A 26,505-nucleotide genomic window follows, 5' to 3' on the forward strand; every position below is an offset into this window, starting at 1 on the left:
CTACACCGCGCGTCACCACACATTCTTTGAAATGCTCGGAAACTTTTCCTTCGGCGATTATTTCAAAGTCGATGCGATTCGTTTCGCCTGGGATTTCGTGACCAAGGAACTCCAGCTGCCGGTCGACAAAATCTATGTGACCGTGTTCCGCGAGGACGATGAAGCCTACGGAATCTGGGAAAAGCAAATCGGTGTTCCGAAGGAGCGCATCTATCGCTTCGATGAGAAGGACAACTTCTGGTCGATGGGCGAAACAGGCCCCTGCGGCCCCTGCAGTGAAATCTTCGTCGATCGCGGCGTGGAATACGGCTGCGGCAAGCCCACCTGCGGCATGGGCTGCGACTGCGATCGCTATATGGAATTCTGGAACCTCGTCTTCATGCAGTTCAACCGCGATGCGGAAGGCAACCTTCATCCGCTGCCCAAGCCTTCGGTCGATACCGGAATGGGTCTGGAGCGCGTGGCTTCGATTCTGCAAAAAACGGATACGAACTACGAGATCGACACCTTCCTGGATATCCTGAAGAAAATCGCCGCTCTGGTTGGAAAAACCTATGATCCGAAAGCGAAGGATAATTTCCCTTATCGCGTGATCGCCGACCATGCCCGCGCCACCACCTTTTTGATCACCGATGGCGTGATGCCGGCCAATGAAGGTCGCGGCTATGTGCTGCGCCGCATCATTCGTCGCGCGATTCGTTACGGCAAGAAAATCGGCCTCGATAAACCCTTCCTGCATAAGGCCTGCGGTTTCGTGATCGAGCAGATGAGCGACGCCTATCCCGATATCAAGGAAAAGGCAGCCTTCATCGCCCGTGCGGTCCTGGCTGAAGAGGAGCAGTTCTTCAAGACCCTGGAACGCGGCCTTGCGCTTCTCGATGAAGAGATGGCGAATGCCAAAGCCAAGGGCGTCCTTTCGGGCGAAGTCGCCTTCAAACTTTACGACACCTTCGGTTTCCCTGTGGACCTGACCCGCATCATCTGTGCGGAACATGGTCTGACTGTGGATGAAGCGGCGTTTGAAAAGGCCATGGAAAAGCAAAAGTCGCAGTCCCGCGCGCACTGGAAAGGTGCGGGTGAGTCTTCGGTCGATCAGTTTTATCAGGAGATCGCCCAGGAACTCGCGGATAAGAATATCCAGATCAAGTTCGTCGGCTATGATGCGCTCCAGGCTCACGGCCGCTGCCTTGCGATCCTGCAAAAGCATGGTCAGGACAAAACGCGCCTGGAAACAGCCGCCATGGCGTCACCGGAAGTGACGTTCGAAGCCGTCTTTGATGAAACGCCTTTCTATGCGGAAAGCGGTGGCCAGGCCGGTGACAGGGGCCGCATCAGCGGGCATGGCTTTGAAGGTGAAGTGATCGATGTTCTGAAGCCGGTCGAAGGCCTCGTCGTGGTTCACATCAAACCGACCAAGGGCATGCTGACCATCGGCGAAAGCTATCAGCAGGAAACCGATCAGCAGCTGCGGAATCTGACGGCGCGCAACCACACCGCCACCCACATGCTGCACTGGGCTTTGCGCAAGGTCCTCGGCACGCATGTGAAGCAGGCCGGTTCACTCGTGACGAGCGATATGCTGCGTTTTGACTTCAGCCACTTCCAGGCCCTGACCGAGGCCGAGCTGGCTGAAATCGAGCAGCTGATCAACGACCGCATCTTCAGCGAGCAGGCCGTTCGCAAGGATGAAATGGAAAAAGAGCAGGCCATCGCCGCCGGTGCGATCGCCTTCTTCGGTGAAAAATACGGCGACCGCGTGCGCGTGGTCCGCGTCGGTGAATTCTCGACGGAACTCTGCGGCGGCACGCATGTGAACAATACCGCCGAGATCAACCTTTTCGTGATCGCTCAGGAATCCTCGATCGCTGCCGGTGTGCGCCGTATCATCGCCTACACCTCGCAGAAGGCCTTCGAATATCTGAAGAGCCGCGAGCAGGAAACCCGCCTTGTGCGCGGTAGACTCAAGGCCGCCAGCCTTGAGGATGTCACGAGCAAGATTGATAAGCTTTTGCAGAGCGAACGCGATCTGAAAAAGCAGATCGAAAAACTGCGGGCCCAATCCCTCGCTCAGCAGATCGATACGATCCTGGAAGAATCCCCGACCGTTGGCGAGACGAAGGTCGTGACCTTCCTCTGCCCGGAAGATGATCAGGGCGTGAAAACCCTGCGCGATCTGAGCGATCAGATTCTGCAGAAAGCCCCGAATACCGTGGTCGTCCTCGGCATGAAGCAGGAAAGCGCCAGCAAGGCCTTCCTTCTTGTAGCCAAAGGCAAGCAGGTCGCGACAGGCTTCTCGTCGCAGGAACTTTTGCAGAAACTGGCACCGGAAATCAACGGTCGCGGCGGCGGGAAAGCCGACATGGCCCAGGCCGGTGGTGACAGGCTCGAAGGTCTGAAGCCCGCGCTGAATAAAGCCCGTGACCTTGTGCCGACGATGTTCGGGAAGGGTTGATGAGCGTGACCAAGCTGATCTCGTGGAACGTGAATGGCCTGCGGGCCATGCTTAAAAAAGGCTTTGTCGAGTTTTTCGAAAGCGAAATGCCCGACATCCTTTGCCTGCAGGAAGTCAAAGCCACACTCGATCAAATCGATGTGGATTTTCCTGGTTATGAAATTTTCTGGAATGCCGCCGAGAAAAAAGGCTATTCCGGAACGGCGATCTTCACCCGCTTCCGGCCTTTGGATGTGAAGTACGGGCTTGGCCTGGATCATCACGACAAGGAAGGGCGGGTGATCACGCTCGAATACGAAAAGGTCTTCGTGGTGACCGTCTACACCCCGAATTCCCAAGATGATCTGCGTCGCCTGTCCTATCGCACGGCCGAGTGGGATCGCGATTTTCTAGCCTATGTGAAAGAGCTGGAGAAGAAGAAGCCGGTGATATTCTGTGGCGACCTGAACGTCGCGCACAAGGAAATCGACCTCGCGAATCCCAAGACCAACACCAAGAACGCGGGTTTCACGCCCGAGGAACGCCTGGGTTTTGATAATATCGTGGCCGCTGGCTTCGTGGATACCTTCCGGCACTTCAATCAGGAACCGAAGAATTACACCTGGTGGAGCTATCGAACCAATGCCAGGGCACGGAATGTGGGCTGGAGAATCGACTACTTCTGCGTCTCGCGCGTTCTGAGCGAGCACCTTGTCTCCGCTTCCATCCTTGGCGACGTCATGGGTTCGGATCACTGTCCGGTCAGCATCGTCGTCAAAGATCTTTTTGAATGAAGGAATGCCGGTGACCCTTGATCAACTGCTTGTGCTCAGCAAGATCGCGGAAACCGGCAGTTTTCGAGCGGCGGCCGGTGCTCTGCATCGCGCGCAATCCGCCATCTCCTATGCCATCAAAAATCTTGAAGAGGAACTGGGTGTCGAACTGCTCTGCCGGGATCAGTACCGCCCGACCCTCACGGCCGCCGGTGAAGCTGTGCTTTTGCGGGCGCATAGGGTTCTGGCCGGCACCGATGAAATCCTGGAACTGGCGAGGCAGCTGAAGCTCGGTGATGAACCCTTCGTCAATCTTGCGATCAGCGCGATTGTGCCCATGGGCCCTGTGATTCCCGCATTAAAAGACGTGGGTCTTAGGAAGCCGCATCTTATTTTAAATCTGCGGGTCGAGGTTCTGGCGGCTCAGGGGAAGGTGCAGGATGATCAGGCGGATATGGCTATTTCCGAGCTTGTGAATAATAAACCCGGAACCGAGGGCCTTGAAAAATTCCCGCTCGGGCATGTGCGTCTTCTTCCCGTCTGCGCTCCCGGTCATCCTCTGGCTGCGGAAAAAAAGTTACTGAAAGAAACCGATCTTCGCGTTCATACCCAGGTGATCCTTCCCAGTACCGACGTGGCCACCAAGGATATCCGCGCCGGCATCATGGAAGGCGCGGGCACCTGGAGCGTGAGCGACTTTGCCAGCAAGCGCCACCTTCTGCTCGGTGGTCTCGGCTGGGGTCTGATGCCGCTCAGTCTTGTCGATGAGGACCTCCAGACCGGACGCCTCATCGCTTTGAATGTCGAGCCCTACACTGATTTTTCCATACCGATTTATCTGATGCGCAAGCGCAAAAAATTCCAGGGCCCCTGCAGCGAGCTCATGTGGAATATCCTCTCGGCCGTCGATCTGAACAGCAGCAGCTGGATCGGCGACCGGGAAGATGGTTGATGAGCGCGGATCCTACATCCCGTAACGCGCCCTCAGAAGTTTCAGAGGCGGGGCACCGGAACCAAGCAGCTGATCATGGAAGGCTTTTTCCTGGAATCCAGGCTGCTTTTCCGCGGCCTTGCGCATGGATGCGAACTGCTGATAGCCATAGAAATAGGTCGTGAGCTGCACGCTGGAAAGCTGCGCCCGCCGCCATTTGCCCACGGCCTCGGCCCTTTCCTGATAGGTTTCTTCCATCAGAAGGCGCATGGCCTCCTCTTCCGACATGTTCTGCGTGTGAACGCCATAATCCAGCAGCGTATTGGCAATCGCACGGGCCAGAAGTTTCAGCTGCACCATCTTGATGCGCGGTCCTCCAAAGCCATGGTTGGCCATCACTTCCTCGCTGTACATCGCCCAGCCTTCGGTATAGGGACCGTTGCCGAAAATCGCGCGCAGAGGATGCCGTGATTTCACCGCATGCATGGCCTGAAGGCAATGTCCCGGCACGGCCTCATGCAGCATGAGTTCGATCAGCATGTTCTTATTATACTCACGATAAAAGGAATCCTTCTCGTTCGGTGCGGGCGGCTCGATCGCGACGAAGTTTTCAAACTTCTCATCGAAAGGTCCCGAGGACTGGCTATAGGCACCGGCAAAGCCCGCATTGAACGCCGGCATTCGGATGACCTTGCACTTTTCATCAGGCACAGTCAGGATCTGCCGCTCCCGAATAAAAGCGGTCGCGGAATCAATGGCGGCTTCGGCTTCGTGAAAGAGCGTGGCATCGGTGGGCTGCTCCAAAGCCATGCGATCCAAAACGGCCCGTACCAGTTTCCGGCGCTCCTTCGGATCCTGACTCGGCTTCGCCGGCTTTCCGAGCAGCTCGGGGCTCAGGCGGACAGCAACGTCGTACATGTCATTCAGCGTTTTATCCAGGGCTTCACGAGCCGATTGGGCCAGCGCTTCGGGACGAATGCCATCGACCAGATCATAGCGCATCTTCCGCGCATACAGCTCGGGACCGAGGCGGAAATTGCGATCGCTCCTGGGCAGCACCTCTTTTTCCAAAAAGGTCTTCAATTCCTGAAGGGATTTTTGCGCGGATTGAGCGGCTACGGTCAAAGCCTGGGCCTGAGCCGGCACCGCCTTGAGCATCGGCTTGATTCCGTTCTGGCAAAGATCAAGGAGACCGTCTGTCTGCAGAATGGCCGTTTGCGTGTCGAGCTTCGAAGGATTTTCCAGGCGTTCGCGTGCCGCGGCCACCACCTTGTCCACACCCTTCAGCCGCTTCAGAAGGGCCTCGGCGCGAGCCTCGGGCGTGCCATAGGCCTGCGAGATGAGGTTATCGAGGCCCAGGCTCAGGACACCGACATAGGCCATCGCCGAGGTGCGATAAGGGGCGAGGTTCTGCATTTCAAAGAGGCGGCCTTCCACTTCATTGGTCAGCACCGCGGCATCCACCTGATTATCGGGGCTCAGCTGTTTGGTATCGGTGGCCTTCAGGACTTCGTAATACTTTTGATAGAAGGCCCTGATGCGTGCCTCGCCCGCCTTGCTGTAATCACCCCACTCGCCGTCGCGGCGGTGATCGCCCAGCGAGCTGGCCATCACGGGAAAAAGTTCCAGGTATTCTTCGATAAAGGCCTGGCTCAATTTCTTGAAAGCCTGATCGGCCGGGTTGAGTGGCTGTTCCTGGGCGTGTTGTGAAGCATCCTCTTTGGGAACTGATGTACAGGCCATGGATCCAAAGGTCAGAAGGGCCGCGCTCAAGGAAGCGCAATAGAGACGTGAAATGATCTTGGGGCATTCATTCATGGGACTCGGTTTCCTTGCACGGAGAGACTTGTTTTCCAGTGACTACACGAGTGTAAGGTGGGGAGCAAGGAAATTGCCAAAAAGAGCCAGGATGCCGCACAATAGGTGAGGCCCCTCGGATGAAAATGGAGAGCCGCATGCGCAAAATTTTTATTCTTCTCTTCGGCATCAGCCTCGCTCCCTTGCAAGCCGAGGAAGGAAATCTGGGACTGATGCTCGGAGCCAAAGCCGGCTTCTATCAAACCAGTGGCAATCTCTTCGCGGACAAAAATCTGCAAGGCGGGGGACTGACCGTGAAACTCATCCCCGATGACTTCGGCAAGGCTTCGCTGCAGGACAGCTGGACTTCGGAGCTCGGCTGGATGCTGTCCCTTGACGTCGACAGGCTGAGCGGCAAGTCGCATGCGAAGGCCCACTCGCCTTTCTCGTCGCAGGAGGACATTCAACTCGCATGGAGCGTGGCCGCGCTTTACGTCTGCTCATTCACGCGGCAGCTGCTGCAACTCTGCCTTGGTTTGCCTTTTTCCAATTCTCTTTATCTGGAACAGAACCTTGGTGGCGAATCCTTCAATTCCTTTACGATGGGAAACACCAATCCGCCGATTTTCATAAACCTCATAAGCGCCCATAAACCCTATAATTTCGGGGCTCAATGGAGCACGAGCTATTGGAATCCAACCTTCGCGGGACTGCGCACGCATTTTAATTTGATTCAGGCCCAACTCTTCGCCGGCTATGTTTTTTAAAGAATTTTTTCGCAAATACCAAGTTCGCGGCTCTTTTGCGAATTCCAAGTTCAGGGTACACAAGTGTAAGAATTCTGCGGAAATTCCTTAAAATTTCTAAACGCTGCAGTTTGGACCGCCGCTTTACAGCGACAGGTTCATCAATCTATAATCGAAATTACAGCAACCACACAATTGATCGCGGATCCTTTTTCGGAAGCGCCAGTTGCATCCATCCAGCTGTTGAATTTCGGGCAGTGGTGTCGCACCTCGCGGCATTTGGCATATCCATTTTTTACACAAAGGACAGACATGAAGTCTCGCTCGACAAGGGCTTTACAGCCCCTTTGGGTCATGGTTGCTATCCTGGGTTGTGCAAAGGCGCCACAGAAATTCAAACTGGAATTTCCTCACAAAGACAATGAACTCATTCTTACCATGCGTCCCGGCGAAGCCTTGCCAACCGAGGATCTGCTGCGCTCCTACGGTTCCGCGAAAGTCGAAGTGCTGAATGAGCGTTCGATGGTCGTCCGTTTTCCCGAAGGTGAAACCATTGATCTGGCTGAAGTCGCGCAGGACATGGCAGGTGATCGTCGCGTGCAGGCTGTGGAAGCGAACCTCATCTATCGCCTGGACGAGAGAGTTCCGAACGATCCTGACTTCACGAAACTCTATGGCCTCAGAAACGATGGATCATCCGGTGGCGTGGCCGGCGCAGACCTCGGCATGACAAGGGCCTGGGATTACAGCACAGGCAGCGCGTCGGTGGTGATCGGCATCATCGACAGCGGTGCGGATTACAATCATAGCGATCTTGCGGAAAACATCTGGAAAAACCCAGGTGAAAGCGGCGTCGACGCCAACGGTCAGGATCGCAGCAGCAACGGCGTTGATGATGATGGCAATGGCTATGTCGATGACTGGCACGGCTGGGACTTCTTCAATAATGATAATAATCCTATGGACGACAACAGCCACGGGACGCATGTCGCGGGAACCATCGGCGGTCGCGGCAACAACGCGCGCGGCGTGGTCGGTGTGAACTGGACGGTGTCCATGGTTCCCATCAAAGTCTTTTCAGGTTCCGGGGAAAGCTCCGCGGATGTCCTGATCAAAGGTATTGATTATGCAACGGCCCTTGGAGTGGTCGCGACCAATAACAGCTGGGGCGGTGGCGCGTTTTCTGATGCGATGCTGGCCGCCATTCAAAGAGCCAATGACAAGGGCATCCTCTTCGTCGCCGCAGCCGGCAACGAAAGCACCAACAATGATAGCGTCGCGCATTATCCGTCCAGCTACGATGTCCCCAACATCATCTCGGTGGCCGCCACCGATCGCCGCGATGCCCTGGCCAGCTACTCCAACTACGGTGTGAAAACCGTGCAGGTTGCAGCGCCCGGCACGGATATCTGGTCGACCACTCCAGGCAATACCTATGGCCTGAAAAGCGGCACCTCGATGGCGACCCCTCACGTGACCGGCCTTGTCGCCCTCATCAAGTCCCGTTATCCGAATCTGGACGCGCAGGCCCTGAAAAGCCGCATCATCGGGGCCACCCAGTTCGTACCCCAGATTCAAAGCACAGTGAAGTTCGGCCGCATCAGTGCCGCCAGTTCACTGGAAGATGACACTATCGCCCCCGGTGCTGTTCAGGGCGTTACGGTTCTGGAAACCGGCGTGAAGGATCTTCACATCAGCTGGAAGGAAAGCGGTGACGACGCCGACCTCGGTCAGGCGAGCCGTTACCTTGTCCGTCTGTCCTCCGACCCTATCGAAGACGAGACGAGCTGGAATGCGGCGAAACCCATCACGGTCAGCGAATTGGTTCGCAGCAATGGCAATGTCAGTGGCCGCATCACGGGCCTCGAATACAATCAGTCGGCTTATATCGCCGTTCGCGCCGTGGATAATGTCGGCAATACCGGGGGGCTCTCGGCCAGTGCAAACTTCACTCTGAAGCCGGTCAGCGTTCTTCTGACCGAAGACGCAAGCAGCAATGGCAACTGGCCGAAGCTGGATGCGCCCTGGTCGCTGACCACTAAAAATGGCCAGACGCTCCTGACCGATAGCGCCACGGGTTCCTATCAGAATAACCTGAATATCGCGGCGGAAACCGTCGATTTTAACTTCAACGACAGCGATCTGATCCTGGACATCAAGTCCCGCTATCAACTCGAAGCCGGCTATGACTACGGCTATATCGAGATCAGCAAGGATCGCGGTCAGACCTGGATCGAACTGCAGAAGATCTCCGGCACCAGTGACTGGAGCACCCTCTCTCTCAGTTTGAAATCTGTTCTCAATGGTGCAAGCGTCTTCCGCATTCGTTTTAGGCTGAAGACTGACTATTCCATCACGTACGACGGTTGGGATATCGATAGCTTCCAAGTTGTGGGGCGTCAGCTCTAACGAACCGGCTCATGCTACAATGGGGGAAGCATCCTGGATGCCTCCCCCATTTTTTTTGTGGAACAGGCACCCAGCTCCCGTCATCTCTTGTGACCAGGTAAAGTATGAAGACGATCTTATTGCTCACCTTCGCCCTCTCCCTTCGCCTCTATGCGGCCGAGGAAGCTCGCCATGATATGCGTGAACACTGCCGCGCGGAAGTCAGCGGTACCCTGCTGAGCGCCTACAATGATGTCGATTACCTGCGCGGCCTGATCGCGCAGAGCGAACAGAAGGTCAAGGACTCCAAGGCTCGCCGGGAGATGCTGGACCTTCGCTATCACCAGCTGAAGACCAATACCAAAGATCCGATCCCGGCCTTTGACATGGACGAGCAGGTCCTGGCCCTTCGCTTTGAAATCGAAACACTCCGGGATCAGATCCGTGAAGCGGAGCAGCATGTGGCTGAAAATCAGAAGGAATTAAACCAGCGCGAAGCCTTTCGGAAAAGTTTCGAGGCGCTTGTGACCCCGGTTTTCCAAATCGTCCGCAAGAAGGATTCGCCGCCCGGAGCCTATGATTTCCGCCTGGAATACAGGCATGCCTGCGGCCCCTATGAGCTTCTCTGCCCGCTGCCGCGCGATCAGGCCGCCAGGCTCAAGGCCATCGCCGAGAAACTCGCCCGCCCGCAGTGGTGCGAGCGTTACGCGCAGCTTATGCCTCCTTGAGTTCTGGCGATAGGAGAGTGCAGCCCGCCGAGGCTGCCATGATGCAGGCCATCGCGAGGGTCTGCTGCAGATTCAATGTTTCATGCAAGAAAAGAAGTCCCATCAAAGCTGCGAGCGCGGGTTCCAGACTCATCAGAATGCCGAAGGTTTTGGTCGGCAGATGCTTCAGAGCCGTCATCTCCAAAGAATAGGGTAAAGCGCTCGAAAGGATCGCCACCATCAGCCCCATCCACCAGACCTTGGCCTGAAAAAATTCTTCATTCACATAAAAGGCCCCGACCGGAATCGTGACCAGAGCCGCCACCAGCATACCCAGGGCCGTGGCCGTGCCGGCAGGTATCCGCCTTCCCATGCGCTGGCCGAAGACGATATAGAGCGCCCAGCAAAACCCGGCGCCCAAAGCCAAAAGTATACCGATGGGATCCAGGGCATCATGCCCTGTGATCGGCGAAATCAGAATAATGCCCAGCGCCGCCAGCGCCACCCAAAGAAGATCCTGCTTTTTCCGCGAGGATAGAAGAGCGAGGCCCAAGGGCCCGGTGAATTCCACGGCGACGGCGATGCCGAGCGGAATTCTTTGCAGCGACATATAAAACAAGAGGTTCATGATGCCGAGCGTGGCCCCATAAGGCAGCACATGCGGCCATGCCGAGCGGTCCCAGGTGGTTCGCCAGGGACGCCAGAGAGCCAAAAGAAAGAGGGCCGCAAGACTGGTCCGCAGCATCGTGATGCCAGCAGGATGCGCCAGATGAAAAATCTGTTTGGCGAACGACGCCCCGAATTGAATCGAGGTCATCGCCACCAGAAGAAGCAGAATGGAAGAGGCGGTGCGTGACATTCACAAACCTCGGAAGGGCTGAACGGTCGCCTTGATGATCGTATCTCCCAGTTCCAGGCGATCGACCACATCACGGCCATCGATCACCTGCGCGAAGACGGTGTAGGCCCCATCCAGGCGCGTGTTGTCACCCAGGTTGAAGAACATCTGCGTGCTGCCCGTATCCTTGCCCGCGGTGGCGATGCCCACGGTATAAGGGGCATGCGGAGCCATGGAAACTTCATCGCGTATCATGCCGTCGCCGCCTTCTCCATCACCGCGCGGATCACCGCCCTGCACGACCCAGTGGGGGACGACACGGTGAAAATTCAAAGCGTTGTAAAAGCCTTTTTGCGCCCACTGGACGATTTTCGTGGCGGTCAGAGGAGCTTCCTTCAGCATCACCATGCGGATGGTCCCCTTCGATGTTTCAAGGACGATTTCACTGTCCAGAGCCTTTTTGATGCTGGCCAGCGCGGGTGTGGGTTCATCCACGCGATTATTCACTGGAAGGGCTTTTCCCAGGGGTTTTCCCGATACTTTCGCAAAGGCTTCGGCAGCCTTGACCACCACATTGCGCACGGGATGCCGCAGGGTTTTTTCAATCAGGGGCAGGGTCGTGGGATCGTTGAAACTGATCAATGCGCCCATCAGATTTTCCTGGATGGAGAAATCCGCAGCACTCCATTTTTCGTCGGCTGTTTGCATCAGAAGAGGCAGCGCATCCTTCCAGCCGAACTTGCCTGCCGCATCGATCACGGTGCTGCTGATCACGGGATCATGCCGTGACAGCTGATCGAGCATGACTTTTTTCAGTTCATCATTCATCTGCTCGGGATCAAGCTCACGCAGCGTATTGACAGCCGCTCCTGCAATCAGTATCGACGGATCAGAAGCTTTGCGGGAAAGGATATTCAACCCTTCCGGGCCAAGCTGAGGCAAAAGCGCGATGATTTCACGCTGCACGTAAACATCGGGATGAGCGAGGCCCTTCAGCATCACCTCCCGGCGCTGATCCGCTGGCAACTGGGGAATCAAAGCCAGATAAGCCTTGCCCTGAAGCCATGGCGAAGGCTGCGTTCGCGTCATCTCCTCCAGGGATTTCTGCGTGGCCGCATCCAAATTCTGATAAGTCGCGAGCGTCATCAGAGCCGCTGCCCGCACGATCGCAAGGTCTTTCCCTGCTGCATCCAAAAGGCTTTGAATCAACCCCTTTTCCACAGTATGACCGGCAAGCCCGCTGGCGGCTTCCACCCGCATATTATGCGATTCACCGTTCTTCAAAATACCCTTCAAAACCTCTGCAGTCGCCGGCGTCTTGTGCCGCGATAGCGCCTTCAGGGCCAGAGCTTTGGCCTCCGGTTCCCGCGCTTCGGAAATGGCGGTTGCCAGCTCTTTTTCCGGCAGACGATTCAGATCCCCCTTATAACGCGCGAGAGCCCATGCCGCGGAGATACCAAGGGGAGCCGCCGCCTTCATCTGCGTGCTCAGGGTCGCAAGCGTCGCTTCACTCACGGGCCATGACGCGGCATCAGGCGCTAAAAAGAGAAAGCAAAAACCCATGGCAAGTCCCGACTGGGCCAGAGCATGCGTCTCCTGAGTGAGGGCCTTTTCCAAAACAGAAAGCGCCGCCGGGATCTGCAGGCGACCGAGCGCCGCAAAAATCTGCGCCCGCACTTTCGGATCTTTTTCCTGGCCCCAAGCCTCGTCCAAAACGTTCAGACTCTCGGGCTGTTTGATCAAACCCAGGGCAAAGGCTGCATGCAAACGCACATCGGCGACGGCATTTTTAAGGAAAGGAGCGACCAGCCCCGCAGCCTCCGGTTCCCCGATACGGCCCAATGCCAGGAGCGCCCTGGCCGTCAGCTGCGGATTTTTTCCGGCCAGTGCTTCTTTCAGATAAGGATCGCGACCATTGCGGTGATCCTCGATTTCAACGAGCCTATAAAGATCAGCTTCCCCAGCGGGTTTTCCTTTTGACGTTGCATAGCTTTTCCCAGGCGCCAGGAACGCCAGGATCGAGAGCACAATCCATGATTTCATGCGAAGCACCTCATCAGTTCAAAAGACAGACTGCTCGCCAGACTAAAGGAAGCTGTCCGCTTTGCAAAGCCTTCAAATCCAGCCCCATTCATTGTCCGTCTGACGCGGTGAGTTTGGGTCCAGCTTGTAAGGCGATCCATGCTTTGTTAAGGTGCCCTTTAAACGTGGTCAACGAGGAGAGAATCCATGGAAGCCTGGACACCTGATGATTTGAAAGCCCGTCTCGATCAAGGCGAGCGTGTGTTTCTGAAGCTCTGGAAACGCAGCTGCGGCATCTGCAAGCTGTCGACTCCGGCGACCGACAAAATGGAGAAGGACAACGAGTTTCAGATGACCTTCGGCAAGATCTGCATCGATGACCATCCCGAGATGATGGACGTTGCTGGCACCGAGGTGCTGCCGGTCTTTTTCGTTTTTGATCAGAAAAAGAAAAAAGGCATGTTCACCGGATTCAAAGGCCTCGACAAGCTGCAGGAATTCGTGGTCGATTCGCTGAAAGCCTGACTTTCGAACAGGTATACAAGAGATGGCGGAGCCTCAGGGCTCCGATTCCTCTTTCCCAAAGCAGGAATTTTTGCGAGGCTTTGGCTCCCATCCTTCACATAGGGAGCCGATATGCACCGAAAGCTTCGAACGGGACTTGTCACTCTGGGTTTCATGCTCCTGGCGGCCTGCCAGACACCATCCGCGCCGCAGTCAGAAAGCGAGCGGCTGAATGCTTTCTTTGAAAAAGCCTTTCAGGAAAACCTCGCTCTTTCTCCGCAGCGCATGACCGCGCTCGGCATCAAGCAGGACTATGATCGCCTGGATGATATATCCGATGCCCAGAGTCAGAAGCGAATGCAGATGGCCGAAAAAAATCTGGCTGAGCTGAAGACCTTCAACTTTGAAAAGCTCGATAAGGAGGCTCAGCTCAGCTATCAGATCTTTGACCGACAGCTTCAGGACCAGCAAGCCTCCTTTCCCTTCCGCTTTCATAATTTCCCAGTGAATCAGATGTTTGGCGCCCAGGCCGAGCTGCCGTCTTTTTTGATCAACATGCACCGCATCGAAAATGAAGCCGATGCCCGCGCTTATATCAGCCGCGTGCGCGACACCAAAAGACTCTTCACTCAGCTGCAGGAGAATATCAAGGAGCGGGAAAATCGCGGCGTGATCCCGCCGAAGTTCGTCTTTCCCAAGGTTCTTTCCGACTCTAAAAACGTGATCACCGGCGCTCCCTTCGATGCTTCCAAAGAGCCCTCGGCCCTGCTTGCTGATTTCAAAACCAAGATTGCCCAAGCGAAGCTGGATGACAAAACCCAGGACGCTCTGGTCAAGGATCTGAATCAGGCTCTGATCAATGATTTGAAGCCCGCTTATGAGGCGCTGATCGCAACCGTGGAAAGGCTTGAAAACAAGGCCAGCACCAAGGTCGGAGCCTGGACGCTGCCGGATGGCGAAGCCTTTTACAAAAATCAGCTGCGGCAGATCACAACGACCCAGCTCACCGCCGACGAGATTCATCAGATCGGCCTTGCTGAGGTCAAACGTATTCATCAGGACATGAACGCCATCCGCGAAAAAGTCGGTTTCCGAGGCAATCTGCAGCAGTTCTTCAAGCATCTTCAGAAGGATGACCGCTACTATTACCCGCAGAGTCCTGCGGGGAAGGAAAGCTATCTGAAGGACACCCAGGCGATGATCGATCGCATGGACAATGAGCTGCCGCAACTCTTCGGCATCCTTCCGAAGGACAAGCTTCAGGTCAAGGCCGTCGAACCCTTCCGCGAAAAAAGTGCGGAAATCGGCTTCTATAACAGCCCCGCGATGGATGGCAGCCGGCCTGGAATCTTCTATGTGAACCTTTGGGACATGCGCCAGGTTCCTAAATACGAAATGGAGGCGCTCGCCTATCATGAGGGTGTTCCCGGCCATCACCTGCAGCTTTCCATTTCCCAGCAGCTCAAGGCTCTTCCCAAATTCCGGCGCTTTGGGGGCTTCACCGCTTTTGTCGAAGGCTGGGGCCTTTACAGCGAATATCTGCCCAAGGCTTACGGCTTCTATAAGGATCCCTATTCCGACTTCGGCCGCCTTTCCATGGAGGTCTGGCGCGCGTGCCGCCTTGTGGTGGATACCGGAATTCATGCCAAACGCTGGACCCGTGATGAGGGGATTCGCTATCTGAGTGAGAACACGCCTGCGGATGAAGGTGAAATTATCAAGGCCGTGGAACGTTACATTGTAATGCCGGGTCAGGCCACCGCCTATAAGATCGGGATGCTGAAGATCATGGAGCTGCGGAAAGCCGCCGAAGAAAAACTCGGCCAGAAGTTTGATATAAGAGCCTTCCATGATCAAATTCTCAAAAATGGCCCCTTGCCTCTCGACCTTTTGGAAAAGGAGCATATGGCCTGGCTTGAAACCCAAAACCGTCAGGGTTAAGCGGCCGGCAAAGTTTGCCTCCTGATTCCTCGTGAATTTTTCCGTTCAGCCTTAAGGCGGGAATGTATCCTGCCTTAAGGACCCTCATGAAAGACCTGGCGCGCATCACAAAAACCCTCGATTTCTTTCTTTCGCCTGAGCTGCGAAAGCTGGAGACGCGGGATATTATTCGCATGCGCTTTCTGGTGTTCGCGATTCTTGCGGTGATACCCATAGGCTTTGTGCCCTGTCTTCTATTTCGGGACGTGAACTCCAGCGCTTCGGTTTGGATGATCCAGGGGCTGGCGAACCTTATCGTCTCCATCGGTCTATTAGGAAGTTTGAAACGCACCCGCGACTATCGGCGAATCGCGACCGCTTCCGTGCTTTGGATGCATGTCCTTTTCGTCTATTCCCTTCTGGGTTTTCCCTCTATTTTTTCCCTCGTCTACCTCTGGTCGTCGTTCCTTGTGGTCATGAGCAGCTTAATCATGGGCATGCGCGGAGCCCTTCTGTCCTTTGGTTGTCTGACCGTCCTTTCGCTTCTCACGATGACCTCGCGCTATGTGCACGGAACGAAGTGGATGATCCTGAATCATGATATCTATGTGCAGCAGCTCGTCCTGGGCCTGATCGGTTCCAGCATCCTGACAGCGGCCGTCACCGGGGTCTATGAATTCATGCGGGATACCAATGAGCAGCATCAGACGCGTCAGCGCTTGCTTGCAGCCCGCCATGCGCATACAGGAGCCGTCGGTGAACTCGTGGGGCATGTGGCCCATGAGGTCAACAATCCCCTGGCCATACTTCAAGGGAGCGTCACGCGCCTTCGGCGTCATCTGGAGCGAAATGAATGGAGGCATGAAGGCCGAAAACTTTTAGGCAACATGCAGCGCAGTCATGAGCGCATCATTCGCGTGCAGCAGTCACTCGCCATCTTCGCCTCGGGACATCAGCATGAACCCTTTGTCAGTCAAGATGTGCGTTTGATCCTGAAAGATGTTCAGTTGGCCATGAAACCGCAGGCTCTGGCCCAGCAGGTCGCCTTGGAATTTCATGACCCGGGGAAGACCCTGACGCTGCGCTGTCAGCCGCATCAGCTGGTTTATGTCCTCTGCAGTTTGATTCAAAATTCCCTGGATGCCTGTCGCGATCATCGGCATCCCGAGATTCATGTGAGCGTGCGCGACGTGGATTGGCAGCTGATCTTTGCCGTTTCTGATAACGGCAAGGGCATAGACCTTGGGGCTCAGGACAAGGTTTTTCAGCCCTTTTTCACGACCAAGACCGGAGGCAATGCGCAGGGTTTGAGCCTGAGCGTGAGTCGTGGGATCCTGGCGCGGCATGGCGGTGAAATCAGCTTTGAAAGTCGGCCCGGCGCCACGATCTTCACCTGCCAGGTGCCGCGTGATCCCGCCACCGCTCTGCACATTGCGAAAGGGGCCTGAGTGGAAGCCCTTCTCAAGCAGCTCATTCGCATCCTCGATATCACGGTACATCCGCATCATAAAAAGCGGGGAGGCATGCCGCTGCTTCGTGGACGCATGCTGAGCCTCTGCTGTATTCTGACCCTCATTTCCTGCGGCAGCTTTCTTGGTACCGCGCTGCTGACCCGCGGTCTGGACCTCAGGCTTTTCACAGTCTATTTGATTATGACACTGGCCACCCTGGTCCTGGGTCTGAATCGTCTCTTCCGCCGCAACACCTGGCTTTCGGCCGGACTTCTCATCATTCTCAGCATCCTGATGGGCGTTGGGATTATGTATCAGGTTCGCAGCCTCTATGCGTCGGGCTTTCTTTGGTTTCAGGTTTTGATCATGCCCGCGTTCCTCCTCTGCGGCTGGCGGCTTGGGCTCTTTGTCAGCACGAGCACCCTTGCTGTGGCGCTCATCACGGTGCTTCTCAGCCAAGGCTATGGCCAGGCCCTTCCCTATGAGGGTGATCGACTGGTCGAGATTCGTTCCATGCTGATGACCGTTCTGATCGTCAATTGCCTGACTATTGGAATGGTGACGCTTTACTTTTATCTGCTGCGCGAGAGTGAAAAAAATAACAGGGAACAAAGGGACTGGCTCCAGCGGACGGCGCGCATGCAGGAGCTTTTGCAGATGTCCGGGCATTTCGCCTTGAAAACCAACGGACCGCTCGATGTTCTCGGCACGGCTCTGCATAACCTCGAAGAACCCTTGTCGCGCAGCATGGATGCCAAAGGTCTTCTAACCATGCTGGCCCCTGTGGAATCGGGAATCCAGGAACTCGCCTCGGTGTCACGCAGCTTCAGCCTTTTTTCCCGGCGCTATCTGGAGGAAGGTCTGGAGCAGACGAGCCTCAATCAGGTGCTGCAGCATGTGGATACCATTTATAATGTCGGTGCCGTCCTCCGTCGGGCTCGGCTGGATTGGGAACGGGCTGATCCGGATATTCTGATCTATACGCAAACGGCCAAGCTGGTGATGCTTCTGATCAGCATACTCAGACGGTTCGGTGCGGAAGGCGGAACGCAGCTGAGAGCGACCTCCGCTCTGCGGCCGGATGGTCTGCACCTCATGCTGCATGGCACGCTGAGTCAGGGGCATGTGGCCGCGGCCTCGGATGCGACTCTCGCTTTTGATCCGGAATTGAATGAGGATTTGATTCAGGAACTTTGCAGTGAACTCGGCGTCGAACGTTTGCAGGAGCGTGAAGGCAGGAACACGGTCTGCCGCCTGATCCTGCTGCAATCACGCTGCCAGGCTCGGGTAGCCTAGGATGGATCGCCCGATCCCCGGCTGCGCTGCTCGATGGTGCGCAGCACGGCTTCGATCGCCATGGGCTTGGCAAAGAATTGATCGGAACCCAAAGCCAGCGATCGTTCCTCGCTGTGTTCCATCCCTTCACCACTCACAGTGATGATCAGGCAGTCGGGATCCTGATCGCGGATGCTTTGAATAATGGAATAGCCATCAAGGTCCGGCATTTTAAGATCGACCATGATCACGCTCGGCCGCTTTTCAAGATAGACGCGCAGTCCACTGCGGGCTTTGGTCACGCAAAAGGTCGGGATGCCGGCGGATTCAAAGATTTCCTGCACAAAGCCCACGTATTCAAGGTCATCATCGATGATGAGGACAGGCCCTGCAGGCAGCTGCTGCTGGGTTTTCTCGTTCCTGGGTTCCTGCGTATTGTTCTTATGGGGAAAGGTCAGACTGAAGGTCGTGCCGCGACCCAGGGTGCTGTCGACGGTGAGCGCGCCGCCCATCATCTCGCAGAGGCGTTTGGTCACGGGCAGCCCCAGGCTCAAGCCATAGATGGCTTCCCAGGAATCCGTCTGGATGCTTTCAAAAGGCGAGAAGATGCGGGCCATTTCGATCTGATCCATGCCGCGGCCCGTATCGCGGATATCTATGCTGAAGAAGCGCTTGCCGTCCTGAATAATGGAATAGAAGTGAAGGGTGATGCGCCCCTTGCTGGTATAGCGCACGGAATTTCTGAGAATGTTCATGCAAACCTGGAGCAGGCGACTTTCATCCGCATAGACCGTTCCGAAATCCTTTTGACAGTAGCAGTCGATTTTGATCTCGTGCGGCGCAGCAATCTTATCCGCCATGCGCTGGAGGATCTGCATAAAGCGCTGGGCATCGAAGGCAGTTTCATGCGGCTTGAAACCCTGGCCATCCAGGGAGCAGACGTCCAGGAGGTCATCGACCAGAGTCATGAGATACCAGCCGGCGCGATTGACTTTATGCAGATCATCGCTCAGCAGCGTCTGCTGGTTGCTTTCCAGTTCATCCACCAAAAGCTCGCTATAGCCGATGATCGTGTTCAAAGGCGTCTTGAATTCATGAGAAAGTTTGGACATCAGCTGGGACTTGGCCTGCGCCACACCCTGCGCGAAGGCTTCGGCATGATTCGGTCCGAGATTCCCATGCGCCGCGTTCGCGTTTGCCAGCGAACTCACCGTCCGGGTCATCTGCTTTTTGATGGCGCTGGCCAGAAACGGCAGGGGCACGAGAAAGGCCAGGGCATCGTTGATATTCTGAGTCAAGAGCAGTGGAACCTGAAGGGATTCCGGGCGCGACATAAAAAAGAGCAGCTGATTGATCAGCTGCAGGGCTGCCATCCACGCCAGGGTCAGCATCAAAGGCCGCTGCTTTTCCCAGCCGATCTTGGTGAGAAAAGCAATGTTGAACACCGCCGTCAGGCAGGTGATGCCGACGATGGTATGCAGATGCTCGATGAAAACGCCCAGGCGCAGATCCAAAAACTGAAGTCCGCAAAGCCCACCGGCCAGAAGCAGCGGCATGATCCAGAAACGCCGGCCTTCGCCGAGGCGCGCAGGCAGATGGAATTTCATGGCCAGGAGCGTGACCAGACAGAGCGCGAAGCTGCGGGTGAAGGCATTGATCTGTTCACTATGAAGGAAGGCGGCCGCATCATGACCGTCCCGCAGGGACAAAAGACTCAGGGCATCGAAGTAGCTCGCGAGCAGAAGACAGGGAATCAAGCCATAAAGCGCGGAACGTTCGGAAGGCAGCTTCGCGCCGAGCATAATGAGGGTCAGAAGAGGCAACGTCAGCACAGGGCTCAGTGCCAGGGCCAGGGGCAGCATGGTGGATGTGGGGCCCGTAGTTCCCGAAGCAAAAGCCAGATAGAGGCAGGTGGGAAGCAGCGACGCCATCATCAAGCTGCCCATGAGGAGCAGCGTACGTCGCGGAATAGGCGAATCCACGTTTTCAACAGCCGGCATTGTGGTATCCCGTATGTCTCCAAAGCGAAAGCCACAACGGCCTTCCTTTGATGCTATCGGTACCTCTTGGGTGATTTTAAGTGAAAAACAAAAAAGCCCGGTCCAGGCCGGGCTTTCTTTCTATCAGATAAGTTTTGCTCTTACCATCAAAGCAGGATCACAGCACGCCGCGACGCTTTTGATCGCGTTCGATAGCGCGGAAGAGGGCTCCGAAGTTGCCTTCACCGAAACCGAGATTATTGTGCCTTTGAATGAATTCAAAGAAGATGGGGCCGATGACGTTCTCGGTGAAGATCTGGACGAGGTAGCCGCTCTCATCACCATCGACGAGCAGGTTATACTCCTGGATCTTCTTTTTATCCTCTTTCAGCTGTGGCACGCGCTTGAAGGCCATATCATAATAATCGGCATCGATGTCGAGGGTTTTCAAGCCTTCCACTTTCATCTTGTCCATCACATTGATAATGTTGGACGTCAGAAGCGCGATGTGCTGAATGCCTTCGCCTTTATATTCGTTCAGATACTCATTGATCTGCGATTTGGCTTCCGTCCCTTCGTTGATGGGAATGCAGAAGGAGCCGCAGGGGGAACGCAGGGCATAGGATTTGAGTCCGGTCTGCTCGCCGCGGATATCGAAGTAGCGAACCTCTTCGAAGCCGAAGACTTCCTTATAGAAAGTCGCCAAAGGTTGCAGCTGACCTTTATACACGTTGTTCGTCAGGTGATCGACCAGAGCGAAACCTTTCGAAGGCACGATTTCGGTCTTTTCAAGATCCACGAAACCAAGACGCTCCCAGCGATCCTTGGCCGTATGAAAATCGACGAAGTAAATGAGGCTGTTGCCCACGCCCTGAATCGCGGGCAGATCATAGTCGGATGTCTCCGCGCGCTTGGCTCCGCGGGATACAGCGGCCTCCAGAGCCTTCTTCGCATCCTGCACGCGCCAGCCGGTGGACGACGCGCAGGGACCATGCTCTTTGTTGAAGGTCACGGAGAAGGAGCCGGGCTCGGTATTCACCAGGAAATGGATGTCGTTCTGCTTATAGTAATCAATCTTTTTGGTCTTGTGGCGTTTCAGCCGCGAAAAACCCAGCTTCGTGAACAGCTCATGCAGTTTTTCCGGTTGGGGGCTGCTGAACTCGATGAAATCGAAACCAGTGATGCCTGTTGGGTTGTTTACCATGGGGGTGACTCCTCGTCAGTGGTTGGTTTTGATCCTTTTGCGTCAGGGCTCTGCCTTTGAAAACGTTCGATAATCACATCCGGCATGCGGATGGGGCGGTTCTGAGCATTGAGCGCCACGATCGTGATCTGTCCGCTTACGAGCAGACGCCGCGTCCCTTCACCATTGACCAGATAAGCGTTCTGCTCGAAAGGAATGGCCGGGGAGCGGGAGTATTGTCCTTCGGAAATGACCAGAACCTGATCGCCGTGCTGCGCGGGGGCCTTGTATTCCAGCACCGCCTTGCTCACGACGAAATGAACGCCCTGGTCAAAGAGTTCTTTCAGAAAACGAATCCCGATCACATGCTCGCGGGCGCGTTCGAAGTATTTAAGGTAGTTGGAGTGATAGACGAATCCGGAGAGGTCCGTGTCTTCATAATAAACCGGGAATTCAATTTCACCCCGGATCACGCCGGAATCAGCTGAGATATGTGCCATAAAGCAGCGCCAGATCCTTTTTCTTTTGCTCCGGAACCATTTCCGGTGCTGTCATGATCGCGTGTTTCGCCGCTTCGAAGATACGGCTTTCATGCTGAGCGGGAAGCCCGGCCAGGACTTCCTTGATCACGCGATTGGCCTTCTCGGTGTTGGCCTTGAGGACCGCGATCACCGTTCCGACGGTAACATCGGCCTCATGCTCATGCCAGCAATCATAATCGGTGGCAAGAGCCAGCATACCGTAAGCCATCTCCGCTTCCCGAGCAAGCTTGGCTTCAGGCAAAGCGGTCATGCCGATCACAGCGGGCTGAAGTGTAGCGCGATAATGATGGGATTCGGCCCGCGTGGAAAACTGCGGACCTTCGATGCAGACATAGGTGCCGCCGCTATGAACTTCGGGGGTCACCTTGCGGGCGGCCGCTTCGATCCAGCCTCGAAAATCCGGGCAGAAAGGATCGGCGAATTCCACATGACCGACGATGCCGCCCCCGAAGAAGGTGGAAGGCCTGAGGCCTTTGGTGCGATCGTAAAGCTGATCAGGGAGAACAAGGTCACCTGGTTTGATATGATCCTGCATGATGCCGACCGCGCTGACGGCCAGCACATGCGTGACGCCCAGGGATTTGAGCGCATAGATATTCGCGCGGTAATTGACCTCGGACGGAAGCCAGCGGTGGCCCCGTCCGTGCCTTGGCAGAAAGTAAACGGTTCGACCGTTGATTTTGCCTTCAATAATGGCATCCGACGGTTCGCCAAAGGGCGTTGGGATGGTGTGTTCCTTGACCTTCTCGACACCGGCCATCTGATAGACGCCGGATCCACCGATCACTCCCAACTGCACTTTGACTTGCGCCATGCTGCTTATTTCCTTTGGTTGAACTTGGCGAGCAGATCATCCATCGTGTAGTTCGGCTGCGGCGCCTTGCCTTTGGCGCTGATGCCACCCACCGAACGTGCGGCAGGTTCCGAACCCCGAGGTTTCATCGGGCTGCCTTTGCCGCCCTGCTGCGGACGCTGCGCCTGCTGCTGACCAGCAGCCACGGCTTCGGGACGCGCGGCAGCGCCTTGAGCTTTGGGAGCTGCATTCAGACGACGGCTCAGACCGATCCGGCGACGCTGCAGATCGACTTCGATCACGCGCACATCGACGACATCACCGACCGAAACCACCTTCGAAGGATCATCGACGAACTGATCGGCGAGTTCACTGATGTGAATCAGACCGTCCTGGTGCACGCCGATATCCACAAACGCACCGAAGTTGGTGACGTTGGTCACGGTGCCAGGCAGGGTCATGCCGACTTTCAGATCCTCGATCTCGGAAACGTCATCCGAATACATAAGGCGCGCACCGTCTTCACGCGGGTCACGGCCTGGCTTCAGAAGTTCTTTCGCGATATCCTTGAGGGTCGGCATCCCGTAACGTTCGGTCACATATTTTTCGAGCGGAATCGTTTCCACAAGGGTGCGATTGCCGACGATCTCGGTGATGCCTTTGCCCTGGTCATTGGCGATTTTTTCGACGATCTCATAGGCTTCCGGGTGAACCGCGGAGTTATCCAGCGGGTTCGTTGATTCAGGCACGCGTAAGAAACCGGCAGCCTGTTGGAAGACCTTGGGGCCGAGCCCTGATACATTCATAAGGTCTTTACGCGATGCAAAACGGCCATCCTTATCGCGCTTGGCGACGATATTCTTGGCCACGGTGCCGCCGATGCCGGACACGTAACTCAGAAGCTTATAGCTGGCCGTGTTCAGGTTCACACCCACGCGGTTCACGCAGCTCTCCACCACTTCTTCCAGACTCGTCTTGAGTTTGGTGACGTTCACATCGTGCTGATACTGGCCCACACCGATCGAGCGGGGATCGATTTTCACGAGTTCGGCCAAGGGATCCTGGAGGCGGCGCGCGATACTCACGGCGCTGCGGATCGTCGGATCGAGGTCCGGGAATTCTTCACGGGCGATATCCATGGTCGAATACACCGAAGCGCCGGCTTCGTTCACGACAAGGCGCTTCACATCCTTCAGATCGTTTTCTTTCAAAACGGCTGCGATGAGGCGCATGATTTCCCGGCTGCCGGTACCGTTGCCGACGGCCACGTAGTGGACATTGTATTCTTTGACCAGGCGCAGGATCTCGTCCTTGGCGCGGGTCGTCTTATTGGTTTCCTTGTCACCAAGGTCGGTGAGCAGCGTGGTGTGGGTCAGGAGTTTGCCCGTCTCGTCCACCACAGCGAATTTGGAGCCGGTCCGAAGGCCTGGGTCAACACCGAGCACGCTTTTGCCAGGAATAGGCGGCAAAAGAAGCAGGTTTTCCAGGTTCTCCGAGAACACGCGAATCGCTTCGGTCTCGGCGGTCTGCTTCAGCTGCAGACGCAGTTCGGTTTCGATCGAAGGGCTCACGAGGCGGCGGTAGGCATCTTCCACGATCTGTTCCACCCAGGCTTTGACTTCGGGTGTCATGCGGCGATCGGCGATGACCTTGCTCTTCAGTTCCGCGGTGATCTTGGCGACATCGACGTCGATCGACACCTTCAGGACTTTTTCCGCTTCCCCACGACGAACCGCCATCACGCGGTGCGAAGCGGCCTTGCTGATCGGTTCCTGGTAATCGAAATAGTTTTGATACTTGGAAGGATCGGTCTTCTTGCTTTTCTTATCCTTGCTGGCCGCGGCGGTCTTCTCGACTCCGTCTTCGGCTTCCGCGCCTTCGATCTTCTTCGAAACGAGCACGCCCGATTCCTGGGAGATGTGCCGCACGAGTGCGCGAAGTTCGGCCGTTTCCGCAATTTGCTCGGCATAGATGTCAGCGGCTCCGGCGAGCGCGGCTTTTTCATCCGGGACTTTCAGGGCCGGATCAATACTGGCATCCGAGGCCGTGACGAAAGGCTTCGCGGCTTCCAGAAGATTGGTGAGCACCGCGGATTCCGCCAGGATTTTTTCCAGAAGGGGCTCAAGGCCTTTCTCGCGAGCCACCTGAGCGCGTGTGCGGCGCTTGGGTTTGAACGGCAGATAAAGGTCCTCAAGCTCCTGCTTGGTTTCGCACTTTTCAAATTTGGCTTTGAGCTCTGGGTATTTGTCCATCAGCTCGGGGCTTTTTTTGCAGTGCTCTTCCACCACCTTCAGGTACTTCTGCTTGTTGCTTTCCAGTTCCGTCAGGTAGTTGTAGCGTTCCCGAATGTCTCTTAAGGCAACTTCATCGAGACTGCCGGTCATTTCCTTGCGGTAACGGGCGACGAAGGGAATGGTACATTCCTCATCGAACATGAGTTTGACGGAGTTATGAACTTGAAATTCCTTAAGCCCGAGTTCCGATGAAATTTTGCCAATAAGATTGACCATAGGGATCCGCTCCAGAAGATTCACGAAATGGTTTCAGCAGATTTCGCTGGATGCAAAGAAGAATGCGACTTCGTTCTTCGCAGCTTCCGGCGAGTCCGAGCCGTGCACGGTATTTTCGCCGATGGATTTGGCGAAGTCTTTACGGATCGTGCCCGCTGCAGCTTGCGCTGGGTTGGTGGCGCCCATGATATCACGGTTGCGCACGATCACGTTCTCACCTTGCAGGACCATGACGACGACAGGGCTGCGAGTCATGAATTCTACCAGCTCTCCGAAGAAGGGGCGAGCTTTGTGCACGGCATAAAAAGCTTCAGCCTGAGCGCGGCTCAGTTGAACCTTCTTGATGGCCGCGATCTTGATGCCCTGATCTTCGAATTTGCTGATAATCTTACCAACAAGGTTGCGTTCCACGCCATCGGGTTTAATGATCGAAAGTGTAAGTTCCAAGGTAAGCTCCTCTTGCCTGTGAAAGAGTTTTTCAATGTATCCTAAGATAGGAAAAAAACGCAGATAATCATACTGGAAGGTTGAAAATTGGCAAGGGTGACGAGCGTTTTAACGCTCTTTTTTAAGCATAGTTGGCAGGGGGCTGGTTAAAATTGGCTGGTTTTATAGGTTTTGTGGGCTAATTGGCACCCGGAATGGGGTTCCGGGTCCCGCTCGGAGCTGACTGTCGCCGATTAGTAGCACATCAGCTGGCCTTCAATTTTCACGACGCGCGAACCCCCTGTCTTATAGCATTTCAGGATGGCTCTTTTATAAGCCCGTTCTTCCGTCGGGTTGATCGGCTCCGAACCACCTTCATTGCCGGAAACGCCGTCTGATCCACCGCCGCCGCCACCGCTCTGGCAAGCGCCCAGGGCCAGACAAAGAAATATCATAGGACCAAAAACCAAGGTGCGCATGGTGCCTCCTTAGGACTCTATTCCTCTTCTATTGTAACAGGGTCCGAGGTGCGCACAGTGGGCAGAAACTGCCGGGATGCAAGGGCTTAGATGGATTTGGTGGAGGCCGTGTAGTGCAGCGAAGTCGAAGGGCTGTTCTGCATGACGAGCTGCTCGCGATCGACTTTGATCAACGCTTCAAAGTAAGGCGTAACATCCGCGCTCTTTTTATCCTGCAGATTGCGAACGATCAAAAGCAGCTGACCTTCTTCCTCTTCGGCCACTGCAAAGTGTCCCGCTTGAACGCTTTCCTTCTCACTCGGTTGCAGGCAGGCGGCATCCGCAAAATAATGCCTGGCGAAGGTCGTAGTAGCATCGGCGGCGAAGCTCAGCTTTTCTTTATAGAAACCATCCTTCCCGCTGATGCAGGTCGAAGTGAATTCACGATGAAGCAGCGGCGCTGCGAGCTGACTCACGCTGTCTTTTTGCGTGGAAGTTTTTACAATTTTTTGCGAGGCAGACACCGAAGGAGCCGACGAAGCCTTGGGGAAGAAAAAGGCCGCAGCTCCCAAAAGGGACGCGGCCGTGAAGAGGGTGATATGGACTCGTGCTTTCATGTAGGGCTCCGACTATCATCAAACAAAGGGTAACGCGGGCGGTATGAGGACGGGATGAGTTGAGTGATATTGCACTTTTTTTTGTCAGGGAGGGCGAGGCATTCGCTATTTTTATACACCTGCAAGGATATAAAATGAGGAACTTTCATTTTTATACTCCCCTGCTTATATAAAATATCTATTTTGTACCCTTACAAGGTCATAAAAGAGGTGT

Annotated in this window: 21 protein-coding genes; 10 read left to right on the top strand and 11 right to left on the bottom strand. The window is 55.4% G+C overall.

The window, feature by feature from the left end; translation table 11 throughout:
* The 3 genes from alaS to VFO10_RS02090 form a co-directional block, all read left to right on the top strand.
* Positions 1-2,452: alanine--tRNA ligase (alaS, locus tag VFO10_RS02080; protein WP_325137010.1), on the top strand; the 2,452-nt coding region annotated here is incomplete at its 5' end.
* Between the two features lie 5 nt (positions 2,453-2,457).
* Complete coding sequence (locus VFO10_RS02085; protein WP_349259342.1) at positions 2,458-3,225, top strand: exodeoxyribonuclease III; 768 nt, start codon at positions 2,458-2,460, stop codon at positions 3,223-3,225.
* 10 nt (positions 3,226-3,235) lie between these two features.
* Complete coding sequence (locus VFO10_RS02090) at positions 3,236-4,156, top strand: LysR family transcriptional regulator (RefSeq protein ID WP_325137012.1); 921 nt, start codon at positions 3,236-3,238, stop codon at positions 4,154-4,156.
* Between the two features lie 12 nt (positions 4,157-4,168).
* On the opposite strand, the gene VFO10_RS02095 is transcribed toward VFO10_RS02090, so the two are convergent.
* Complete coding sequence (locus VFO10_RS02095) at positions 4,169-5,953, bottom strand: DUF885 domain-containing protein (RefSeq protein ID WP_325137013.1); 1,785 nt, start codon at positions 5,951-5,953, stop codon at positions 4,169-4,171.
* 137 nt (positions 5,954-6,090) lie between these two features.
* Here VFO10_RS02095 and VFO10_RS02100 point away from each other — a divergent pair, with 137 nt between their 5' ends.
* The 3 genes from VFO10_RS02100 (at position 6,091) to VFO10_RS02110 (ending at position 9,794) form a co-directional block, all read left to right on the top strand.
* Positions 6,091-6,699, top strand: coding sequence for a hypothetical protein (locus tag VFO10_RS02100; protein WP_325137014.1), 609 nt, complete (start codon positions 6,091-6,093; stop codon positions 6,697-6,699).
* Between the two features lie 291 nt (positions 6,700-6,990).
* Entirely contained in the window at positions 6,991-9,087 is a 2,097-nt protein-coding gene (locus VFO10_RS02105) for a S8 family serine peptidase (protein ID WP_325137015.1), read from the top strand.
* A 104-nt stretch (positions 9,088-9,191) separates the two neighbouring features.
* Complete coding sequence (locus VFO10_RS02110) at positions 9,192-9,794, top strand: hypothetical protein (protein ID WP_325137016.1); 603 nt, start codon at positions 9,192-9,194, stop codon at positions 9,792-9,794.
* Here the strand turns inward: VFO10_RS02110 and VFO10_RS02115 are convergent.
* A complete protein-coding gene (locus VFO10_RS02115; protein ID WP_325137017.1) occupies positions 9,781-10,632 on the bottom strand; it encodes a DMT family transporter in 852 nt (283 codons plus the stop codon). The genes VFO10_RS02110 and VFO10_RS02115 overlap by 14 nt on opposite strands.
* Positions 10,633-12,654 (bottom strand): HEAT repeat domain-containing protein, encoded by a 2,022-nt coding sequence (locus VFO10_RS02120; protein ID WP_325137018.1) that lies wholly within the window; start codon positions 12,652-12,654, stop codon positions 10,633-10,635. It abuts the gene before it with no gap.
* Between the two features lie 186 nt (positions 12,655-12,840).
* Here VFO10_RS02120 and VFO10_RS02125 point away from each other — a divergent pair, with 186 nt between their 5' ends.
* The 4 genes from VFO10_RS02125 to VFO10_RS02140 all read left to right on the top strand — a co-directional run bounded on the left by VFO10_RS02125 (position 12,841) and on the right by VFO10_RS02140 (position 17,804).
* On the top strand, positions 12,841-13,158 hold the full coding sequence (locus VFO10_RS02125) for a thioredoxin family protein (RefSeq protein WP_325137019.1): 318 nt from the start codon (positions 12,841-12,843) through the stop codon (positions 13,156-13,158).
* Positions 13,159-13,269: 111 nt separating this feature from the next.
* Complete coding sequence (locus VFO10_RS02130; protein ID WP_325137020.1) at positions 13,270-15,078, top strand: DUF885 domain-containing protein; 1,809 nt, start codon at positions 13,270-13,272, stop codon at positions 15,076-15,078.
* Positions 15,079-15,164: 86 nt separating this feature from the next.
* Entirely contained in the window at positions 15,165-16,505 is a 1,341-nt protein-coding gene (locus VFO10_RS02135) for a HAMP domain-containing sensor histidine kinase (protein ID WP_325137021.1), read from the top strand.
* Complete coding sequence (locus tag VFO10_RS02140; protein ID WP_325137022.1) at positions 16,506-17,804, top strand: hypothetical protein; 1,299 nt, start codon at positions 16,506-16,508, stop codon at positions 17,802-17,804.
* On the opposite strand, the gene VFO10_RS02145 is transcribed toward VFO10_RS02140, so the two are convergent.
* The 8 genes from VFO10_RS02145 to VFO10_RS02180 all read right to left on the bottom strand — a co-directional run bounded on the left by VFO10_RS02145 (position 17,801) and on the right by VFO10_RS02180 (position 26,291).
* Complete coding sequence (locus tag VFO10_RS02145; RefSeq protein ID WP_325137023.1) at positions 17,801-19,783, bottom strand: hybrid sensor histidine kinase/response regulator; 1,983 nt, start codon at positions 19,781-19,783, stop codon at positions 17,801-17,803. The two genes, VFO10_RS02140 and VFO10_RS02145, sit on opposite strands and share 4 nt — an antisense overlap.
* A 157-nt stretch (positions 19,784-19,940) precedes the next feature.
* Positions 19,941-20,966, bottom strand: coding sequence for a 4-hydroxyphenylpyruvate dioxygenase (gene hppD, locus VFO10_RS02150; protein WP_325137024.1), 1,026 nt, complete (start codon positions 20,964-20,966; stop codon positions 19,941-19,943).
* Positions 20,960-21,445, bottom strand: coding sequence for an acyl-CoA thioesterase (locus VFO10_RS02155; RefSeq protein WP_325137025.1), 486 nt, complete (start codon positions 21,443-21,445; stop codon positions 20,960-20,962). The genes hppD and VFO10_RS02155 overlap by 7 nt, the downstream gene beginning before the upstream one ends.
* On the bottom strand, positions 21,426-22,301 hold the full coding sequence (mtnP, locus tag VFO10_RS02160) for an S-methyl-5'-thioadenosine phosphorylase (RefSeq protein ID WP_325137026.1): 876 nt from the start codon (positions 22,299-22,301) through the stop codon (positions 21,426-21,428). The genes VFO10_RS02155 and mtnP overlap by 20 nt, the downstream gene beginning before the upstream one ends.
* 5 nt (positions 22,302-22,306) lie before the next feature.
* On the bottom strand, positions 22,307-24,790 hold the full coding sequence (locus VFO10_RS02165; protein WP_325137027.1) for a Tex family protein: 2,484 nt from the start codon (positions 24,788-24,790) through the stop codon (positions 22,307-22,309).
* Positions 24,791-24,823: 33 nt separating this feature from the next.
* Positions 24,824-25,237, bottom strand: a complete 414-nt coding sequence (gene ndk, locus VFO10_RS02170) for a nucleoside-diphosphate kinase (RefSeq protein ID WP_325137028.1) — start codon at positions 25,235-25,237, stop codon at positions 24,824-24,826.
* A gap of 233 nt (positions 25,238-25,470) precedes the next feature.
* Positions 25,471-25,695: a hypothetical protein gene (locus tag VFO10_RS02175; RefSeq protein ID WP_325137029.1), complete on the bottom strand. Its 225-nt coding sequence runs from the start codon at positions 25,693-25,695 to the stop codon at positions 25,471-25,473.
* Between the two features lie 86 nt (positions 25,696-25,781).
* Positions 25,782-26,291: a hypothetical protein gene (locus VFO10_RS02180; protein ID WP_325137030.1), complete on the bottom strand. Its 510-nt coding sequence runs from the start codon at positions 26,289-26,291 to the stop codon at positions 25,782-25,784.
* Positions 26,292-26,505: the final 214 nt, after the last annotated feature.

The sequence above is a fragment of the Oligoflexus sp. genome, from assembly GCF_035712445.1.
GTDB lineage: Bacteria > Bdellovibrionota_B > Oligoflexia > Oligoflexales > Oligoflexaceae > Oligoflexus.

Bases quoted from the DNA above. Each gene is read 5' to 3' on its own strand.
- VFO10_RS02095 (WP_325137013.1), bottom strand. From the start codon at position 5,953: ATGAATGAATGCCCCAAGATCATTTCACGTCTCTATTGCGCTTCCTTG.
- VFO10_RS02100 (WP_325137014.1), top strand. From the start codon at position 6,091: ATGCGCAAAATTTTTATTCTTCTCTTCGGCATCAGCCTCGCTCCCTTG.
- VFO10_RS02105 (WP_325137015.1), top strand. From the start codon at position 6,991: ATGAAGTCTCGCTCGACAAGGGCTTTACAGCCCCTTTGGGTCATGGTT.
- VFO10_RS02110 (WP_325137016.1), top strand. From the start codon at position 9,192: ATGAAGACGATCTTATTGCTCACCTTCGCCCTCTCCCTTCGCCTCTAT.
- VFO10_RS02115 (WP_325137017.1), bottom strand. From the start codon at position 10,632: ATGTCACGCACCGCCTCTTCCATTCTGCTTCTTCTGGTGGCGATGACC.
- VFO10_RS02120 (WP_325137018.1), bottom strand. From the start codon at position 12,654: ATGAAATCATGGATTGTGCTCTCGATCCTGGCGTTCCTGGCGCCTGGG.
- VFO10_RS02125 (WP_325137019.1), top strand. From the start codon at position 12,841: ATGGAAGCCTGGACACCTGATGATTTGAAAGCCCGTCTCGATCAAGGC.
- VFO10_RS02130 (WP_325137020.1), top strand. From the start codon at position 13,270: ATGCACCGAAAGCTTCGAACGGGACTTGTCACTCTGGGTTTCATGCTC.
- VFO10_RS02135 (WP_325137021.1), top strand. From the start codon at position 15,165: ATGAAAGACCTGGCGCGCATCACAAAAACCCTCGATTTCTTTCTTTCG.
- VFO10_RS02145 (WP_325137023.1), bottom strand. From the start codon at position 19,783: ATGCCGGCTGTTGAAAACGTGGATTCGCCTATTCCGCGACGTACGCTG.
- hppD (WP_325137024.1), bottom strand. From the start codon at position 20,966: ATGGTAAACAACCCAACAGGCATCACTGGTTTCGATTTCATCGAGTTC.
- VFO10_RS02155 (WP_325137025.1), bottom strand. From the start codon at position 21,445: ATGGCACATATCTCAGCTGATTCCGGCGTGATCCGGGGTGAAATTGAA.
- mtnP (WP_325137026.1), bottom strand. From the start codon at position 22,301: ATGGCGCAAGTCAAAGTGCAGTTGGGAGTGATCGGTGGATCCGGCGTC.
- VFO10_RS02165 (WP_325137027.1), bottom strand. From the start codon at position 24,790: ATGGTCAATCTTATTGGCAAAATTTCATCGGAACTCGGGCTTAAGGAA.
- VFO10_RS02175 (WP_325137029.1), bottom strand. From the start codon at position 25,695: ATGCGCACCTTGGTTTTTGGTCCTATGATATTTCTTTGTCTGGCCCTG.
- VFO10_RS02180 (WP_325137030.1), bottom strand. From the start codon at position 26,291: ATGAAAGCACGAGTCCATATCACCCTCTTCACGGCCGCGTCCCTTTTG.